General features: G+C 70.0%; 17 protein-coding genes. 7 read left to right on the top strand and 10 right to left on the bottom strand.

What is annotated here, in order from left to right:
• The first annotated feature begins 137 nt into the window (after window positions 1–137).
• Window positions 138–1,307: a Gfo/Idh/MocA family protein gene (locus OHA68_RS08265; RefSeq protein ID WP_327107085.1), complete on the top strand. Its 1,170-nt coding sequence runs from the start codon at window positions 138–140 to the stop codon at window positions 1,305–1,307.
• Window positions 1,308–1,382: 75 nt separating this feature from the next.
• The gene (locus tag OHA68_RS08260; protein WP_327107084.1) at window positions 1,383–1,931 is read left to right on the top strand and encodes a hypothetical protein; all 549 of its coding nucleotides are present in this window, start codon (window positions 1,383–1,385) and stop codon (window positions 1,929–1,931) included.
• A 164-nt stretch (window positions 1,932–2,095) separates the two neighbouring features.
• Here the strand turns inward: OHA68_RS08260 and OHA68_RS08255 are convergent, their stop codons facing one another.
• From OHA68_RS08255 to OHA68_RS08225, 7 genes are all read right to left on the bottom strand, one after another.
• The gene (locus OHA68_RS08255; protein WP_189144206.1) at window positions 2,096–3,172 is read right to left on the bottom strand and encodes an SPFH domain-containing protein; all 1,077 of its coding nucleotides are present in this window, start codon (window positions 3,170–3,172) and stop codon (window positions 2,096–2,098) included.
• Between the two features lie 3 nt (window positions 3,173–3,175).
• On the bottom strand, window positions 3,176–3,607 hold the full coding sequence (locus OHA68_RS08250) for an NfeD family protein (RefSeq protein ID WP_189144207.1): 432 nt from the start codon (window positions 3,605–3,607) through the stop codon (window positions 3,176–3,178).
• A gap of 79 nt (window positions 3,608–3,686) precedes the next feature.
• Complete coding sequence (locus OHA68_RS08245; protein ID WP_327107083.1) at window positions 3,687–4,853, bottom strand: L,D-transpeptidase; 1,167 nt, start codon at window positions 4,851–4,853, stop codon at window positions 3,687–3,689.
• Between the two features lie 75 nt (window positions 4,854–4,928).
• A complete protein-coding gene (gene fahA, locus OHA68_RS08240) occupies window positions 4,929–6,032 on the bottom strand; it encodes a fumarylacetoacetase (RefSeq protein ID WP_327107082.1) in 1,104 nt (367 codons plus the stop codon).
• Window positions 6,029–6,817 carry a hypothetical protein gene (locus tag OHA68_RS08235; protein ID WP_327107081.1) on the bottom strand — a complete coding sequence of 263 codons (789 nt, stop codon included), beginning with the start codon at window positions 6,815–6,817 and terminating at the stop codon, window positions 6,029–6,031. Before OHA68_RS08235 ends, fahA begins: the two co-directional genes overlap by 4 nt.
• On the bottom strand, window positions 6,814–7,983 hold the full coding sequence (locus OHA68_RS08230) for a homogentisate 1,2-dioxygenase (RefSeq protein ID WP_327107080.1): 1,170 nt from the start codon (window positions 7,981–7,983) through the stop codon (window positions 6,814–6,816). Before OHA68_RS08230 ends, OHA68_RS08235 begins: the two co-directional genes overlap by 4 nt.
• Window positions 7,984–8,063: 80 nt before the next feature.
• Entirely contained in the window at window positions 8,064–8,693 is a 630-nt protein-coding gene (locus tag OHA68_RS08225; RefSeq protein ID WP_327107079.1) for a helix-turn-helix domain-containing protein, read from the bottom strand.
• Between the two features lie 124 nt (window positions 8,694–8,817).
• Here OHA68_RS08225 and OHA68_RS08220 point away from each other — a divergent pair, with 124 nt between their 5' ends.
• Together OHA68_RS08220 and OHA68_RS08215 are read left to right on the top strand one after the other, a co-directional pair.
• Complete coding sequence (locus OHA68_RS08220; RefSeq protein ID WP_327107078.1) at window positions 8,818–9,408, top strand: hypothetical protein; 591 nt, start codon at window positions 8,818–8,820, stop codon at window positions 9,406–9,408.
• A 38-nt stretch (window positions 9,409–9,446) separates the two neighbouring features.
• Window positions 9,447–10,574 (top strand): NAD(P)/FAD-dependent oxidoreductase, encoded by a 1,128-nt coding sequence (locus OHA68_RS08215; RefSeq protein WP_327107077.1) that lies wholly within the window; start codon window positions 9,447–9,449, stop codon window positions 10,572–10,574.
• 116 nt (window positions 10,575–10,690) lie between these two features.
• Here the strand turns inward: OHA68_RS08215 and OHA68_RS08210 are convergent, their stop codons facing one another.
• Window positions 10,691–11,923, bottom strand: coding sequence for an IS110 family RNA-guided transposase (locus OHA68_RS08210; RefSeq protein ID WP_327103042.1), 1,233 nt, complete (start codon window positions 11,921–11,923; stop codon window positions 10,691–10,693).
• A gap of 245 nt (window positions 11,924–12,168) precedes the next feature.
• On the opposite strand from OHA68_RS08210, the gene OHA68_RS08205 reads away from it, so the two are divergent.
• Complete coding sequence (locus tag OHA68_RS08205; RefSeq protein ID WP_327107076.1) at window positions 12,169–12,630, top strand: hypothetical protein; 462 nt, start codon at window positions 12,169–12,171, stop codon at window positions 12,628–12,630.
• On the opposite strand, the gene OHA68_RS08200 is transcribed toward OHA68_RS08205, so the two are convergent.
• Window positions 12,622–13,866, bottom strand: a complete 1,245-nt coding sequence (locus OHA68_RS08200) for an MFS transporter (RefSeq protein ID WP_327107075.1) — start codon at window positions 13,864–13,866, stop codon at window positions 12,622–12,624. The two genes, OHA68_RS08205 and OHA68_RS08200, sit on opposite strands and share 9 nt — an antisense overlap.
• 178 nt (window positions 13,867–14,044) lie before the next feature.
• Between OHA68_RS08200 and OHA68_RS08195 the strand changes: the two genes are divergently transcribed.
• On the top strand, window positions 14,045–15,334 hold the full coding sequence (locus OHA68_RS08195) for a hypothetical protein (protein WP_327107074.1): 1,290 nt from the start codon (window positions 14,045–14,047) through the stop codon (window positions 15,332–15,334).
• A 118-nt stretch (window positions 15,335–15,452) separates the two neighbouring features.
• On the opposite strand, the gene OHA68_RS08190 is transcribed toward OHA68_RS08195, so the two are convergent.
• Window positions 15,453–15,653, bottom strand: coding sequence for an EF-hand domain-containing protein (locus tag OHA68_RS08190; RefSeq protein WP_189144220.1), 201 nt, complete (start codon window positions 15,651–15,653; stop codon window positions 15,453–15,455).
• 121 nt (window positions 15,654–15,774) lie between these two features.
• Here OHA68_RS08190 and OHA68_RS08185 point away from each other — a divergent pair, with 121 nt between their 5' ends.
• Window positions 15,775–17,433: an alpha-amylase family protein gene (locus tag OHA68_RS08185; protein ID WP_327107073.1), complete on the top strand. Its 1,659-nt coding sequence runs from the start codon at window positions 15,775–15,777 to the stop codon at window positions 17,431–17,433.
• Window positions 17,434–17,472: the final 39 nt, after the last annotated feature.

Raw genomic sequence — 17,472 nt, 5'->3', positions numbered from 1 at the left:
ACGCACTGTGCCCGCCGTGCCCCCGCCGTGTCCATCGAGGGATTCTTAAGTGCCCCCACAGCTCAGCTTCACGCGGGGGGTCGCGCCAGGTAACGAGTAGTTTCGTACGGATGCCGTACAGGATGGAGAGGATACCCGTGGAAGACCTGCGTTTCGGAGTCGTCGGCCTTGGCCTGCGCACCAGCCTCGCCCTGGCCGCACACCAGCCCGGCCGGGGCTCGGTGGTGGCCGCCGTCTGCGACGTGGACCCGGCGGTGCTCAAGGCGCAGGCGCCGCTCTTCGGCGAGCCCGCGACCACGCTCGACTACCGGGAGCTGCTCGGCCGCGACGACCTCGACGCGGTCATCGTGATGACGCCGGACGACACCCACGAGCGCGTCGCGATCGACTGCCTCCAGGCCGGCAAGGCCGTCTACCTGGAGAAGCCGCTCGCCATCACCGTGGACGGCTGCGACAACGTGCTGCGCGCCGCCCGCGCGACCGGCACCAGGCTGTACGTCGGCCACAACATGCGGCACATGGGCGTCGTCCGGCTGATGCGCGACATCATCGCCAGAGGCGACATCGGCGTGCCGAAGACCGTCTGGGTGCGGCACTTCGTCTCCTACGGCGGCGACTACTACTTCAAGGACTGGCACGCCGACCGCACCCGTACCACCGGCCTGCTCCTGCAGAAGGCCGCGCACGACCTCGACGTCATCCACTGGCTCGCGGGCGGCTACACCACCCGGGTCAACGCCCTGGGCGACCTGATGCTCTATGGCGACCTGCCGCGCCGGGAGCCCGGCACGCCCCGGCCCGAAGGCTGGCTGCGCGACTTCGACTGGCCGCCCACCGCCCGCCGGGACCTCAACGACGTCGTCGACGTCGAGGACGTCTCGGTGATGAACATGCGGCTGGACAACGGCGTCATCGCCGCCTACCAGCAGTGTCACTTCTCCCCGGACTATGTGCGCAACTACACGGTCATCGGCACCGAGGGGCGGCTGGAGAACTTCGGCGACGGCCCGGGCGACACCGTCAAGGTCTGGAACACCGGCCCGAGCGACTACCGAGCCGACAGCGACATCGCCTACCAGGTCCCCCGGGCCACCGGCAGCCACGGCGGCGCCGACCTGGAGATCATCGCCGAGTTCCGCCGCTTCGTCAGAGAGGGCGGCGTCACGGACACCTCCCCGGTGGCCGCCCGCATGAGCGTCGCCGCCGGTTACATGGCCACCATGTCCCTGCGCGACGGCGGGATGCCGTACGACGTCCCACCCCTGGACCCGGACCTGGCGGCGTACTTCGCCCACGGCCAGCACTGACCGACTCCACACCAGTGGGCGCTCCAGGCTTGGAAACGGCGTCCTAGCCGTCCCAGCCTGTTGCAGGGTTAGAACATGGTCGGTGAGAAAGACGAGATCGTCGACTGGACTTTCCAGGTCACATTGAACCGGGATCCTACCGATGATGAGATTGACGCCCTCTACGAAGCCGGTCTGGACGACTGCGCGGTTGTGGAGAGCCGTGACGGCAGCAGTTGGCTCATGTGTGACCGCGAGGCTGACGACCTGATGGAAGCCATCCTCAGCGTGCTCGTCCAGATCAGGGAGGTCGAAGGCTTGTGGGCCGTTGGCGTCGGTCAGGGTGACGGGGTGACGCTGGGGGACGCGGCGAGGCGGCATGGGGGGCGCACGCAGGCCAGCTTGAGGCAGTTGGCCGCCGGGCAGCGGGGTCCTGGGGGGTTTCCTGAGCCGGTCATCGAGGCTGACAACATCAGCGTCTACTCCTGGGCGGAGGTCTCTGATTGGTTGCGCACCGAGATGGGGGACGACATCCCCCAGGTGGATCGGAGTCTCGCGCTGGCGGACGCGGCCGTCAAGCTCGCGTGCCGGGCGCGGAGCCTGCACCGGGAGAGTGAGGTGCGCCGACTGCTCGAAGTCGCCTGAAAGGGCCGGCGAGGGCATGCGGACCGGCCGTTCGGTGGCGTGCTTGTCGCGCGGACAGCACCTGGGACCTGCCCCTGGCAGATGCAGGACAAAGAGGGTGCCCGCCGCGGACTGGCCACGGCGGGCACCCTCCCAGCGGGTCAGCCGACCGGCGGGTCAGTGGGTCAGCGGCCTGACTCGCGGTGTTCCCGGTCCAGGTCGGGGAAGGGGGACGGGTCGGGGACGCCCTTGGTGAGTTGGCGGGGGCCCTTCGGGCTCTCGGCCTCCTGGGCGTCGGCGACGGCCTCGGCGGCCGCTTCGGTGGCCTTGGCGATCTCCTCCTCGATCGCCGCGGAGTCCGCGGACACCTCCTGGCGGGCGGCGACCGTAGGCAGGGCCTCGGTGAACGCCTTGGAGACGCCCTGCAGGGCCGAGGTGACCTCGCTGGGGATGACCCAGAAGGTGTTGTTGTCGCCCTTGGCGAGCTGCGGCAGCACTTGGAGATACTGGTAGGCGAGCAGCTTGGGATCGGGGTCGTTGCGGTGGACCGCCTGGAAGACCTGGTCGATGGCGCGGGACTCGCCTTCGGCCTCCAGGATGGCGGCCGACCGGGCGCCCTCGGCCCGCAGGATCTGGCTCTGCTTGTCACCCTCGGCGGTCAGGATCTGCGACTGGCGCTGGCCTTCGGCGTTGAGGATCGCGGCCCGCTTGTCGCGCTCGGCCCGCATCTGCTTCTCCATCGCGTCCTTGATGGACTTGGGCGGGTCGATGGCCTTGATCTCGACCCGGTTGACGCGCAGGCCCCACTTGCCGGTGGCCTCGTCGAGCACGCCGCGCAACTGGCTGTTGATGGTGTCGCGGGAGGTCAGCGTCTTCTCCAGGTCCATGGAGCCGACGACGTTACGCAGCGTGGTGACGGTCAGCTGCTCGACCGCCTGGATGTAGTTCGCGATCTCGTACGCCGCGGCCCGCGGGTCGGTGACCTGGAAGTAGAGGACGGTGTCGATCTCGACGACCAGGTTGTCCTCGGTGATGACCGGCTGGGGACGGAAGGACACGACCTGCTCACGCAGGTCGATCATGGAATAGACGCGGTCGACGTACGGGATGACGAAGTTCAGGCCGGGCTTGAGCGTCCGGTTGTAGCGGCCGAGCCGCTCGACGTTACGGGCTCGGGCCTGCGGCACGATACGCACGGCTTTCAGAACGGTGAAAACCGCAAAAAGGATGATGAACAGCCCGACTATCAACAACGGATCCATGGGTCACTCCCGGGGATATACGAGGGCGGTCGCTCCGTCGATCTCGATGACGTCGACGGTGGCGCCAGTGGGGATCACAAGGGTCTCGTCATATGCGCGCGCGGACCATTCCTCGCCGGCGAGGCGAATTCTGCCGTCCCGGCCGGTGACTTCGGCCAGCACGTAGGCGGGCTTGCCGACGAGGGCTTCCACTCCGAAGCGACGCAGTTGCGGCTGGCGGATGTGGCGCGCGGCGATGGGCCGGATGACGACCAGCCCCGCCGTGGATGACAAGGCGAACACGAGGAGCTGCAGCGGCACCGGGAGCCCGATGGCGGCACTCGCCGCGGTCAGGAGCGAGGCGATCCCGAGAAGCCCGACGGCGGCGGTGAGCGTGAAGATCTCGGCCACGCCGAGGACGACTGCGAGGATTATCCAGATGATCCATGCATCCATGCTCCGCCTCCTATAAGGAACAACGGTCCAGAACGCGAGACCGTTCCCCCCTCCCCCCACCGTAATGCTGGATTTACCCTTATGGCAGGCCCTGTGATGGCTTCGAGGCCTCGGAAAAGAGGGCGCTTTCACTACGCCATTCGTCCCACGGCAACTGCCAGTAACCCCAGCCGTTCTGCCATGCGAGCTCGCGGGTGGTCCCGGTGATCGTCACCGGGTCGCCGCGCAGCGAGTTGGCGTAGAACCAGGCCGCCTGGTCCGGCCGGGCGTTGATGCAGCCGTGGCTGACGTTCGCCCTGCCCTGGGCCCACACGTTGTCCTTGGCGTGCACGTACTCGCCGCTGTCGGAGATGCGGACGGCGTGGTCGATCATGACGTCGTAGAAGCCCGGATCGCCCTTCGAGCGGCCGGGCGAGATCATGCGCACCGGGTCGCCCTTGTCCATGGTCAGGTGAATGCCGCTGGTGGTGGTGTATTCGCGGGTGCTGGCCGTGCCGGCGCTGATGGCCATGTCCTGCACCGTGCGGCCGTCGCGGCGGACGGCCATCCGGTGGGTCGCCGCGTCGACCTCGGAGATCTGCTCGCGCCCCACGGTGAAGCCGAACGTCTGGTCGGCGGCCCCGTAGACGCCGGGGGCGAGGCGGACGCCGGCCAGGTGGGCGGTGACCGTGACCTTCCGCCTGGCGGGCCAGAACCGCCGGGTGCGGTAGACCGCCCGGGTGTCGCTCGTCCACCGCCAGGCCCCTTCGACGGGAGGCGTCGTCCTGACCTCCAGCGCCCGCTCGACGGCGGCCTTGGGGTGCACCGGGGTGTCGAAGTCGAGGATGATCGGCATGCCGACGCCCACGGTCTCACCGGGCAGCGGCGCGATGGCGGCCAGGCCGAAGGTGCGCTCGGCCGGCCGGGTGCGGAACCGCCCCATGGCGACCGTCGCCGGGCCGCCCGAGCCTTTCGCGGTGGCGGTGATCGTGTATTCGGAGCCCGGCTTGAGCGTCCAGTCGGAGCGCCAGGCGGTGCGGGTGGCGTCGAGCGTGCCAGGCACGGAAGCGCCGGAGGTGTAGGCGAGGACCTGACTGAGCGTGCCGCCCTGCGCCCTGACCACGATCCGCTGTTCGGGCAGGGCCCGTTTGGTGTCGAAAGGCGGGAAGACGTGGACCACGGGCGGGCGCGGCGGAGGGTCCGGGGTGCCGCAGCCGCCGAGGGTGAGCAGGGCGGCCAGGCAGATCGTCGCGGCGCGCCGCAGCATGACACTCCTGTGCTCTCCTGGGTTACGGGACCCTCAAGGGTAGCGGTGTGTCATGCGTCAGGCACCCGGAGTCACTTATCCGATGGTTCCGGAAACTTCCCCCAAGCTGATCTCGCCCGCGGTGGCGCGGATGGTCACGGTGTCGCCGTTCTCCAGGAATGTCCTGGTGTCGCCGTTGGCCAGCTTGATCGGGTCGGTGCCGTTCCAGGTGAGCTCGATGAGCGAGCCCCGCTCCTCGCGCTGCTCGCCGGAGACCGTGCCGCTGGCGAACAGGTCGCCGGTGCGCAGCGAGGCGCCGTTCACGGTCAGGTGGGCGAGCATCTGGTCCGGCGTCCAGTACATGCCCCGGTACGGCGGCCGGGAGACGACCTCGCCGTTGATCGACACCTCCAGGGTGACGTCGAGTCCCCAGTCGTCCCGCCGGCGCAGGTAGTCCAGCGGCGCCGGGTCCTGCGCCCGGCCGGGGACTCTGGGCAGCGCCTCCAGTGGGGTGATCCACGGCGAGATCGAGGTGGCGAACGACTTGCCCAGGAACGGCCCGAGCGGCACGTACTCCCAGCCCTGGATGTCGCGCGCGCTCCAGTCGTTGACCAGCGTCACCCCGAAGACGTGCTCCTCGAACGCGCCCGCGGCCGAGCCCTGCTCGGACGGCACGCCCACCACGAACCCCAGCTCGGCCTCGATGTCCAGCTTGGCGGTCGGGCCGAACACGCCCGCGCCGAGCTGGCCGTGCGGCCGGCTGACCGGCGTGCCGGAGGGCACCACGGTGCCCGCCCGGCCGTGGTAGCCGACGGGCAGGTGACGCCAGTTGGGCAGCAGCGGCTCGGCGTCCGGCCGGAAGATCCGGCCGAGGTTGCTCGCATGCTCCAGCGAGCAGTAGAAGTCGACGTAGTCGGCGACCTCGAACGGCATGTGCAGCCGTACCCGGTCGAGCGGGATCAGGTGCGGCTCGGTGACGGTCAGGTCGCTGGCGAGCTTGTTCTGGATGAGCGCCCTGGTGTCGCGCCAAGCGGTGTGCCCCCGGGCCATGAACGGGTTGAGCGTCGGGGCGGCGAACACCTCGTCGTGCAGGGCGGCGGCCAGGTCGAGCACCTTGTCGCCGTAGCGCACGCCCACCCTCGGCCGCTCGCCCTGCGGGGAGAAGACCCCGTACGGCAGGTTGTCCAATCCCCAGCTCACGCGTCCTCCTCGATCAGTCCCAGGGCGAGCATGTCCTCGATGGGCGTCACGGTGCTGCACGAGCCGTAGCTCACCAGCAGGTGACGCGCCCGTTCGGCGGTCTCCTCGGGCACGGCGCGCGCCATCCGTACGAGATGTCCCACGTCAGTGGAGCGCAGGACGGGCGCCGGGTCGCGGTGCTCGACGGCCTCGCAGACCGCGAGCAGCAGGTTGAGGAAGCCGTGCCGGTCCACGCCGAGCGTGGGGTCGAAGTGGCGGACGGCGCGGTGCAGCCCGGCGGTGGCCTTGAACGGGATGTCGTTGTCCGCGCAGAACCGGATGAACCCGGCGAGCTGCTCGGCCTGCGGGAAGTCATGGGCCTCCGTCCCGCCGCAGCGGACCTTCAGCTCCACCCCCTTGGGCACGTCCGAGAAGTGCTTCCTGGGCAGCACCTCGACGAACAGCCGCACGTCGGGCGGCAGCGTCTCGCGCAGTTCGCGGGCGGTCCGATCGAGGCTGAGGTCGTCGTTCAGCCGCACCTCGACGAAGTCCACCGGCAGGTCGTCGAACGGAGGAATCTCCTCGGTGTCGACGATCAGCCCGATCCGCCGGGGCCTGAACGACTCGCGGCGCAGGGCGTCCAGGCGGCTGGTCGGGCACAGGAAGCGGTGGGTGAGCATCCGGGTGCCGCGCTCCTGGTCGCGCTCGTGGCGGCCTAGGGCCTCGGACATGTGCAGCGACGTCGGCGGGAACAGGCCCGCGTCGTCGACCAGAGCGGTGAAGAACGTCGGCGAAGTGTGCGTCATCGTGACCACGTCCAGGCATAACCGGGGTCCTCGCAGGACAGTGCGCCCTGACCGAGGTCGAGCGGGCGGAAGGTGTCCACCATCACCGCCATCTCGCTGGTGGTGGTGACGCCCTTGGCGACGGCGTCGATGACCGCCTCGACCGCGCCGGGCTGCGGCCCGTGCGTGAAGCCGGCCGGATGCAGGGAGATCGAGCCGACGTCGATGCCCGAACCCTTGCGCGCGGAGTAGTCGCCGCCCACGTAGAACATGAACTCGTCGGAGTCCACGTTGTGATGGTTGTAAGGGATCGGTACGGAGTCCGGGTGGAAGTCGAGCGGGCGCGGGCAGAAGGAGCACACCACGAAGCCGGGCCCTTCGAACGTCTGGTGGACCGGCGGCGGCGCGTGCGTCCTCTTCACCAGGGGCTCGAAGTCGTCGATGTTGAACGCGTACGGGTAGAGGCAGCCGTCCCAGCCGACCACGTCGAAGGGATGATCGCGGTAGACGAGCCTGGTCAGCCCGCCCCGGGTGCGTACCAGCACCGGCACCTCCGCCCCCTCGACGGTCAGCGGCTCGGTGGGGGCGCGCAGGTCGCGCTCGCTGTAGGGGGCGTGCTCCAGGAACTGGCCGTACTGCGACAGATAGCGCTTGGGCGGCCTGATGTGCCCGGACGCCTCGATGGCCAGCACGTTGACCTGCCCGTCGGGCACCCAGCGGTGGATGGTGCCGGTCGGGATGACGACGTAGTCGCCGGGCCCCGCCTCGATCACCCCGTACGTGGACTCGAACCGGACCCGGCCTGCCTGGACGTACACGCACTCGTCGCCCATGGAGTTGCGGTAGAGCTCGCTGGGCCGGTCGCTGGTGGCGTACGACAAGCGGACGTCCGCGTTGCCCGCCAGCAGGATCCGCCCGGACACCAGGTCGCCCGCGCTGGACAGGGCCTGGGTGCGGAAGTGGCGGGGCGACAGCGGCAGGTTGGGCTCCAGCCGCGTGTCGGCCGTGGCCGTGACGGCCTCGGCCTTGACGATCGCGGTGGGCAGATGACGGTGGTAGAGCAGCGAGGCGTCCGACGAGAAGCCTTCCTCGCCCATCAGCTCCTCGGCGTAGAGCCCGCCGTCGGGCCGCCTGAACTGGATGTGGCGCTTGCGCGGCACCTCTCCCACGACGCGGTAGTACGGCATCTACCCCTCCACAAGCCGTCCGTATAGCGGACGCTTTCGTCCTCTATGTGTGACAACGGTCCGTCATCACCCTGGACATGTCAACCCAGGGCGTCGGCCAGTTCGGCCGCGGCCTCGACGACCCGCGCGCCCGTGGACTCCTCCAGCGGTCCGAACGTCACCACCCCGACCGAGGCCTCCAGCCAGGGCAGCCCCGTCACCGGCGCCGCCACCCCTCGTGCGCCCTCCTGCAACTGCCCCTCGGTCGCGAGATATTCGGCCCGGCCCGCGCGCAGGGCCAGGATCGCCTGTCCTGCCGCCCCTTTGGCCAGCGGATGGCGCGACCCCTCGCGGTAGGCCACGTGCATGTCGGTCCACGACGGCTCGACCACCGCCACGGCCAGCCCGTCGTCACCCTCCGCGACGGTCAGGTGCGCGGTCGCGCCCACCCGCTCGGCCAGCCGCCGCAGCGTCGGCAGCGCCGCCGCTCTCAACAGAGGTTGTACGGCCTGCGCCAGCACGAGCACCCCGAAGCCGAGATGCACCCGGCCCTCGGCGTCACGGCGCACGAACCCCTCGTTGAGCAGCGTCGTCAGCAGCCGGTAGACCACCGGGCGGCTCAGCGACAGCTCGGCGCTCAGCTCGGTGGGCGTGCGGCCGTTCCTCCCGTCGGACAGCAGTCTCAGCAGGCGGAGCCCGCGCTCCAGGGTCTGGGCGGATTCAGCGACCATGCCCCCGATTATCTATGCGTGAGATGGGGGTGACGCTAAGCGCCTAAAGGGGTACGTAGCTGGGCAGAAGCACCGGGGGGTAAACATGCGGCAAACGTGGACACTCCTGGTTGCCGGTTTGGCCATGTGCGCCCTTCTTCCCGTTCTGCCGACCGTCGGGACGAAAGCCATCCGGCTCGCCTGGGGCGCCCCTCAGGCGAGCCCGTCCGACCGGCTGCTGGAGGACGTCTTCTACGTCACCGAGGGCATCGAGGTGAGCCGGAACCTGATGCCGCTGGAGAAGGGCATCACCGTCCAGGCCGCCACCGACCTCGCCCCCGGCGTCGGGGTGGACGCGAGCGGCAGACTGTACGGCACGCCGGAGCGCACCGGCACCTACAACGTGCCCGTCCGGCTCTGCAGCGGCCAGGCCTGCGCGGAGGAGCGGATCACGTTCGTGGTGCTGCGCAACGTGCCGTGGTCGCCGGGGACGCTCACCTTCCCCGGCCGGGCCGGCCAGCGGCTGGACGGCCGGATCCAGGTGAACGGCGGCCCCTCCGGCGTGATCCCGACCTTCACCGTGACCAGCTACGAGGTCGTCCCCGCCGGGGTCACCATCGGCCCGGACGGTCACATCGGCGGCGTGCCCACCGCGCCCGGCGTGTCCCGGGTCCCGATGCGAATCTGCGTGGCCGGCAACTGCGCCGGCGTCGTGGTCACGCTCATCATCGTTTGACCTTGCGGAAATCGGTGTTTTTCGGTCACCGTAATGCCATGAAGACGGTCGTCGTGGTCGGGGCGGGCATCTGGGGATCATCGCTGGCGTTGCGGCTGGCCGAGAGCGGCTGGCAGGTGACGCTGGTCGAACAGCACAAGCCCGGGCACGTACGGCAGGCCAGCGCGGGCGAGACCCGGCTGATGCGCTGCGCGCACGGCGCGGAGGACTGGTATGCCCGGATGGCCTGGCGGGCGCGGGACGGCTGGCGGCGGCTCTCCGAGCGGGCGGGGGAGGAGCTGTACCACGAGGCGGGCATGATGTGGTTCGCGGGGACGCCCGACGGCTGGGAGAGCGATAGCACCCGGGTCCTGAAAAATCTGGATATCCCGTGTGAGGTGCTGGACCCGTCGGACGGCGTCCGGTTCTTCCCCGAGTTCCGCGGGGACGACCTCAGCTTCCTGCTCTGGGAGCCGAAGGCCGGGGTGATCAGGGCGCGGCGGGCCACCCAGGTGACCGCCAGGCTGGCCGAGGCCGCCGGAGTACACCTGGTCAGAGGCCGGGCGGTGCCGGTGACCGGCGACGACGCGCCGTACCGGAGCGCTGTCCGGGTCGGTGGCGAGGTGCTCGCCGCGGACCGGGTGGTGTGGGCGTGCGGCGCCTGGCTGCCCGAGCTGTTCGACGTCCCGCTGACCGTGACCAAGCAGGACACACTGCACTTCGCGGTGCCCGCCGAGTGGACCGTCCCCGGCACGCCCGCCTGGGTCGACCACGGCGCGGCCGCGTACGGGCACGGTGACGTGGACGGCGTGGGCATGAAGGCCACCTCCGACCTCGAGGGCGCGCCGTACGATCCCGAGCACGGCGAGCGGACCGTGGACGAGGCCAGCGTCGCCGGCGCCAGGGCCTACCTGGCGCGGCGGTTCCCCTCGCTGGTGTCCGCGCCGGTGCTCTTCAGCCAGGTCTGCCAGTACGCGCTCACCACCGACACCGAGTGGATCATCGCCGAGGTCTCACCGGGCGTGTGGCTGCTGGGCGGCGACTCCGGACATGGCTTCAAGCACGCCCCGGAGCTCGCCTCCTACGTGACCGGCGTCCTCGACGGCGACCACGAGCCGGAGGCGCGGTTCGGCCTGCACGAACGGACCCCCTCACGCGGGCTGCGGACCAGCGGAACGGCCGGGTAGGGCAGGCCTCACCTACGGTTCGGGGGGCGACGGGCCTGCCCGAGCAGGGGGTGGCGGCGCAGACTTGCCGGGTGCCAACGACCCGAGGAGCCGTCATGACACCCCCTGTGTCAACCTCACGCCGCTTGAGGCTCCATGAATGCCGCTGCGGCCCCGTGTTTGGTGGGGTTGTAGGGAACGCCGTCGAGCCAGCATCGCCAGATCACCCGGACCCAGGCGCGGGCCAGGATCCGGATGGCGTGGGGATGGTCCTTGCCGCGGGCGCGGGCTCGCTGGTAGATGTCGGCGGCCCATGGACTGGTGTGACGGCTGTTGCCGGCGAAGGTGGTGATGGCCTGGCGCAGGCGTTTGTTGCATGCCCACCGGTAGCCGACCGCGTGGTGGCGGCCGGAGGCCTTGGTGACGGGGGCGACGCCGGCGAAGGCCGCCACCGCGTCCGGGCCGTCGTAGGCGCTGCGGGCATCGCCCCACTCGGCCAGTATCTGGGCGGCGTTGATCAGGCCAGAGCGTGGCAGCGAGGTGAAGACCTGGGCGTCGGGATGGGCGGCCAGGTGAGTGGCGGTCGAGCGGTCCAGCTCCTTCTTGACCGTCCCGAGCGTCGTCAAGACCGTGACCAGGGCCAGTACCGCGTCCCGGCCTGCGGCGGTCTCGGCCTCACCGGTGGCCCCGGGTGGTGCCGACCGCAGCCGAGCCAGCAACTGGGCGGCGGGCCGTTTGCCGGAGTAACCGTGCTTGGCACAGAACGACGCGATCCGCTTTTCACCCAGCCGAGCAGCGCTCACCGGAGTGGGGTAGGCGGTCAGGAACGCCAGCGCGATGGGCGACTCAACATCGGCGAAGATCTCTTTGGCACCGGGCCAGAACGCATCCAGCAGCGCCGACAGCATGTTGGTGGCCATTACGCGCAGCTTGATGATGTCATCGCGGGTGCGTACCACGGTGCGCAGCGCCTTGGTCTGCCCGGAAAACGGCCGGGCCGGGGTCAGCTTGTGCTGGCGCAACCGCAGGTATTCGGCGATGACGTGGGCGTCTCCGGCGTCGGACTTGGCCCCGGACAACACCTCGGCATCTCGCCAGGCCTTGATCGCGTTCGACTTCACCGGGACCACGGGATGCCCGGCCTCCAGCAGCACATCGACCAGGCGGCCGTCGGGACGCTCGATCCCGATCGGCAGTTGCTCGGCCTCACCGAGCCTGCCCAGCCTGCGGGCCAGGTCGGCGAATCCGGCGGCGGTGTGAGCGATGGTGAACCGGGTCTTCACCCGGCCCGCCTCATCCAGCACGCACACCGCATGCTCGGCCGAACCCCAGTCGATCCCGACGTAGTAGACGCAATCTTGCAGTGCCACAAGGCTCCTCACGCAGCTCGACACAATCCACAGCGTGATGCCGGTGACGGGACTGCTCTCCGGGCGGTCACTGACCGGCGCTCTACGGCGCGTCCCTCTGTTGCCGGTCAACAGACCCGAAAGAGCCGGGGGCGGCAGTGTCATGCGGGCCCTCAACGAGCCACCACCACCAGGCCGTCACCCCGGCTCTCACCGGCATCCAACCACAAGCACTCTTTCAGCGCTCGCAAGAAGAAGGTGCACCAGTGACCACCACCGTCGCACCGCCCACCGATACCCCGCAAACCGTGCGCGCCGCCGCCCTTCTATGGCTGGTGGCGGTGGCGGCCGGGATCTTCGAGACCGTGCTCGCCGTCACCGGCCTGCTGTCCAGCGGCACGGCCGGCGCCGGTGAGGTGCTGTCCGGGGTCGGCCTGCGGGTCGTCGTCTTCGGGACCGCGTTCTTCCTCGTCTGGCGGATGTGGCAGGGCCGTAACTGGGCCCGCTGGAGCCTGGTGGGCCTGCTGGGCGTGCTCGGCCTGCTGTCGATGGTGGTCGAGCCGGTCCAGTGGCTGCTGGCGGGCGGCTCGATCATCGACGCCGTCACCCAGGCCGGCGTACAGGAGTTGCTCTTCGGCGGCAGCAGGCTGCTGCACGTGCTGGCCGTGCTCGGGGCGGTGGCGCTGATGTTCCAGCCGCGGGCCCGCGACCACTTCCGCTCAGCCTGAGACCGGCTCCGGCATCGGGGCGCGCAGGTTGCGCACCGCGGGGGAGAGTAGGGCGGCGCAGGTGGACAGCACGATGAGAACCCCGCAGGCGGTCAACGCCGCCTGCGGGCCGATGACCGCCGCCGCCGGCGCGGCCAGCAAAAGTCCCAGCGGGCCGAACATCAGCGAGCCGAGCGCGTCGTACGAGGCCACCCGCGACAGCGACTCCGCCGGCACCTCCCGCTGCATGGTCGTCTGCCACAGCACCCCGAACACGTCGAAGCAGACGCCCAGCCCGAACGCCGCCAACACGCTCGCCCAGAGCGGCGCCTCCGCGCCCAGCAGGAAGTACGGCAGCGCGGACGGCAGGCAGAGCAGGGTGCCGACCAGAATCGGGCGGCGTGGCCGCACGCGCAGGGAGACGAAGACGCCGGCGATCGTGCCGATGGCCTCACCGGCGAGGAACGCCGACCAGGCCGGGGCCCCGCCCAAGCTCTCCTTGGCCATCAGCGGCCCGAGCACCCCGTGCCCCGCCTGCAGCGCCATCACCAGCACCGAGAACTGCGCGACCACCACCCAGATCCACTGCCGGGAGCTGAACTCGCGCCACCCCTCGCGCAGGTCCGACAGGACCGACTGCGCCGGGCCCGCCGCCCGCTCAGCGGGCGTCAGCCGCAGCGCCGCGAGCAGCATCCCCGCCACGGCGAACAGTGCGCCGCTCACCGCCAGCGCCCAGCCGCCGCCGACCAGCACCACCGTGCCGCCGCCGAGCACCGCGCCGGCCACGCGGGAGACGTTCGCGCCGAGGCCGAGCAGCGCGTTGCCGGTCTGCAGCCGGTCGGCGGGCACCACCTCGGGGATGATCCCGGTCAGCGCCGGGTAGAGCACCGCCATCGCGACCCCGCTGCAGGCCGCCGCCGTCGCCATGCCGAACAGCGGGGTCCAGCCGCTGAGCATCATCGCGCCCAGCGCGAAGAACGCCAGCGCGTTGACCCATTCACCGACCATCATCACCCGCTGTCGCGGCAGCCGGTCCGCGAGCACGCCGCCGAACAGCATGAACAGCACCATCGGCAGCGCCTCGGCGGTGAGCACCACGGACAGCGTGGTGGCGGTCGCGCCGGGCAGCTCAAGGATGCCGAAGGCCAGGGCCACGGGGGCGAAGGAGCTGCCGAGCATCGAGATGGTCCGGGCCGACAGCAGCAAGGTGAAACGCCGGTCCCGGAGCAGGCCGAGATCACCCAGAAAAGTACGCACGCCGCCCCCTTGAAAGCACCTAGTTTGCCCGTACCGCTCACCTGGTGTCGCGCCATTTTCCGGCTCGACTCGTACGGCTACTGAGGGTGGAGTCGGGTGTCCGAACGCATTGAACGATACTGATCAGCCGGATATTGTGCGATATGCCCGACGATCACCCCCTTGGAAGTTAGGCGCCATGCGACTGCGGCAGATCTTCGTCATCGGCCTCGCCCTCTCCCTGCTCGGCGTCGGCGTCCCCGCGTGGTCGGAGGACGATCCGCGCAGCTGCAACGACCTGATGTCCGAGGATGCCCCCGCGTACGTCGTCTGCCACTGGATGGCGACCCCCGACGAGGTCGACGACATCGCCAACTTCTGGCTCGGCAACGACGGCCAGAACATGAAGGACACCGGGCCGATGGACGACAACGTCGTCGACTGCACCACGTCCGGCGAGCAGTGCGCCGACTTCGACGCCGAGGGCGACGGCGAGATGCACGACGGCGGCGCCCCCGGCCCCGACGACGGCGGCGGTGAGGGCGGCACGCCCGAGTGCGAGACCGCCGAACCCTGCTTCATCGGCCCCGACGGGATCACCCAGGCCCAGGCCAAGCAGGCCGCCGAGACCCCCACCGGCCAGGCCGCCAAGACCGCCGCCGCCACGGGCCTGCGCATCTGGATCGACGCCGAACTGGCCGACGACTACCGGGCCGGCACCCTCGCCGCGGCGGCCAAGAAGCTCGCCGCCCTGGCCGTACAGCCAGGGGTCGTGGGGGTGCGGTTCAGCTCGCAGCTCGGCTACGACAAGGACTTCGAGACCGCCGACGACATGGACGCGTTCGTCGCCCAGGCCTCCGCCGCGCTCCGCCAGGCGGCGCCGGGCAAGAAGCTCGCCGTGCACACGCTGATGCCGGTGTTCGGCTGCGGCGCCGGCGAAGAGTGCAAGACGGAGATCGCCAAGAAGTATCCGCTGCTCGACGCCGACCGCGTCGGCGCCTGGCTCACCAAGGGCCTCGTCGACCAGCTCGCCCTCGACAGCGGCCACCTGGCCACCGAGTACACCACCTGGCGGATCGACGCCGCCACGGCCCAGCGCAACCAGTGGATCCAGGTCCGCGCCCGCGCTTGGGACGCCTACGCGCAGATCGCCGCGGAGGACGCCGGCTTCACCACCCCGGGCACCGCCCAGCTCACCCCCGAGCAGGCCACCACGTCGATCACCGACCGCGTCGCGGCGCCCCTCCAGAACGACGCCGCCGAAACCGTCACCCTGTGGAGCCGCTGGCGCGACTCCCAGGGCCAGATCAGCCGGGCGTACGGCGAGAAGTGGGCGGCCAACACCACCTGGGACCAGCTCAAGAAGCTCACCACCATCCGCCCGCGCCTGGCCACCGTCTACGACCCGGCGACCCCCGAGGTGGACACCACCACGGACCTGAAGCACCTGTCCGAGGTCTTCGGCCAGATCTACCTGCACACCGCCTAGGGTTCCAACGCCATGGTCCTCGCCTGATCAGGCGCTGCGCGCCAGGAAGCTCAAGCTGTGACAGCGGGGGCAGCACCCACACCCCCGTCGAGGGGGCCTCCCGGCCCCCTCCCGCTCGTCAGGGCTGGAGGAACGTGCCGAGTTCGGTGACGTCGATGAGGCCGTCGCCGTCCTGGTCGAGTTTGCGAACGCCTTCCTGGGCCGCCTCCAGGGTGATGGGGCGGCCGAGGACCTCCATCAGCCGTACCAGCTCGACGGCGGAGATGCGGCCGTCCTTGTCGGTGTCGATCAGGTCGAAGGTGATCGCGTAGTCGCTCATGGTGGCCCTTCCAGTGGATCGTGTCGGGTCAGACCTTAGTGGCGACTTGTCGTACTGCGTCAATGTTTGAGGTCACTTGTGGGTGTGGTGAGATCGCGGCCTGCCGGGGTAGTGAGGCGCGATGCGAATGACGTACACCAGCGACCTTTGGTGGAAGAACGCGGTCATCTACTGCCTGGACGTGGAGACGTTCAAGGACGGGAACGGTGATGGCATCGGCGACTTCCGGGGGCTCACGCAGCAGATCGACTATCTGGCGGGGCTCGGGGTCACCTGCCTGTGGCTGATGCCGTTCTATCCGACGCCCAAGCAGGACGATGGTTACGACGTCACCGACTACTACAGCGTCGATCCCCGGCTGGGCACGCTGGGTGACTTCGTGGAGTTCATGCGCACCGCGCACGACCGCGGCCTGCGGGTCATCGCCGACCTGGTCGTCAACCACACCTCCGACCAGCATCCCTGGTTCGTGGAGGCGCGTAAGAGCAAGGACTCGGCGCGGCGCGACTGGTACGTCTGGTCCGACACCCCGGAGCCGGAGCCCAAGGAGGTGGTCTTCCCCGACAAGGAGGACAGCGTCTGGGAGCTCGACGAGGGCACCGGCCAGTACTACCTGCACAGCTTCTATCGCCACCAGCCCGACGTGAACATGGGCAACCCCGAGGTGCGCGACGAGATCACCCGCATTCTGGGCTTCTGGATGGAGCTCGGGCTGTCGGGGTTCCGGGTCGACGCGGTGCCGTTCCTGATCGAGAACGTCGCGCCCGAGTTGCCCGACCCGCATGAGGTGCTGGCCGACCTGCGGGCCTTCATGACCCGGCGCAAGGGCGACTCGGTGCTGCTCGGCGAGGTCAACGTGGTCTACGACGAGCTGCTCGCCTACTTCGGCGACGGGCTCGGCGACGAGCTCAGCATGTGCTTCGACTTCATCGGCATGCAGCGCGCCTGGCTGTCGCTGGCCCGGGGCGAGGCCGCGCCGCTCGCCGCCGCGCTCAAGGAGCGGCCCGCGCCGCCGAAGGACTGCCAGTGGGCGGTGTTCCTGCGCAACCACGACGAGCTGACCCTGGACAAACTCACCGAGGACGAACGCCAGGAGATCTTCAAGGCGTTTGGCCCGGACAAGGACATGCAGCTCTTCGGCCGCGGGCTGCGCAGGCGGGTCCCGCCGATGCTCGGCGGCGACCCGCGGCACGTCAAGCTCGTCTACAGCCTGCTGTTCTCCCTGCCGGGCACCCCGGTGCTCTTCTACGGCGAGGAGATCGGCATGGGCGAGGACCTGCGGGCCGAAGGCCGCATGGCGGTCCGCACGCCCATGCAGTGGTCCAAGGAGGGCGGCTTCACCAGGGGCACGCCGGTGCGCGCGATGACCGAGGGCGAGTTCGGCCCCGAACGGGTCAACGTGGCCGACCAGTTGCGTGACACCTCATCGCTGCTGCGCTGGATCCAGCTTCTCATCGAGCGCTACCGCCAGTGTCCCGAGCTGGCCTGGGGCACCCACACCCTGCTGGAGTCCGGCAGCCCGGAGGTCTTCGCGCACCGCTGCGACGCCGATGGCGCCACGGTCATCGCAGTGCACAACCTCGCCGACCGCCACGCGGACGTCGAGCTGTCACTGACCGGCCTGGAAGGCTGCCGGCTCACCGACCTCCTGGTGGACGGCACGCTGGAAGTGCCCGAGAGCGGCCGGGTCAGCCTGCCTCTCGATGGGTACGGCTGCCGCTGGCTGCGCGTCTCGTCCCCCGATGTCCCCCCGGAGGACGCCTCGATCCTGTCGCACTGAGGTTCCGGGTCTCCCGGAGGACGCCTTCTGCCGCACTGA

The sequence above is a fragment of the Nonomuraea glycinis genome, assembly GCF_035920485.1.
GTDB lineage: Bacteria > Actinomycetota > Actinomycetes > Streptosporangiales > Streptosporangiaceae > Nonomuraea > Nonomuraea glycinis.
This window is presented reverse-complemented; position numbering and strand designations above follow the sequence as displayed.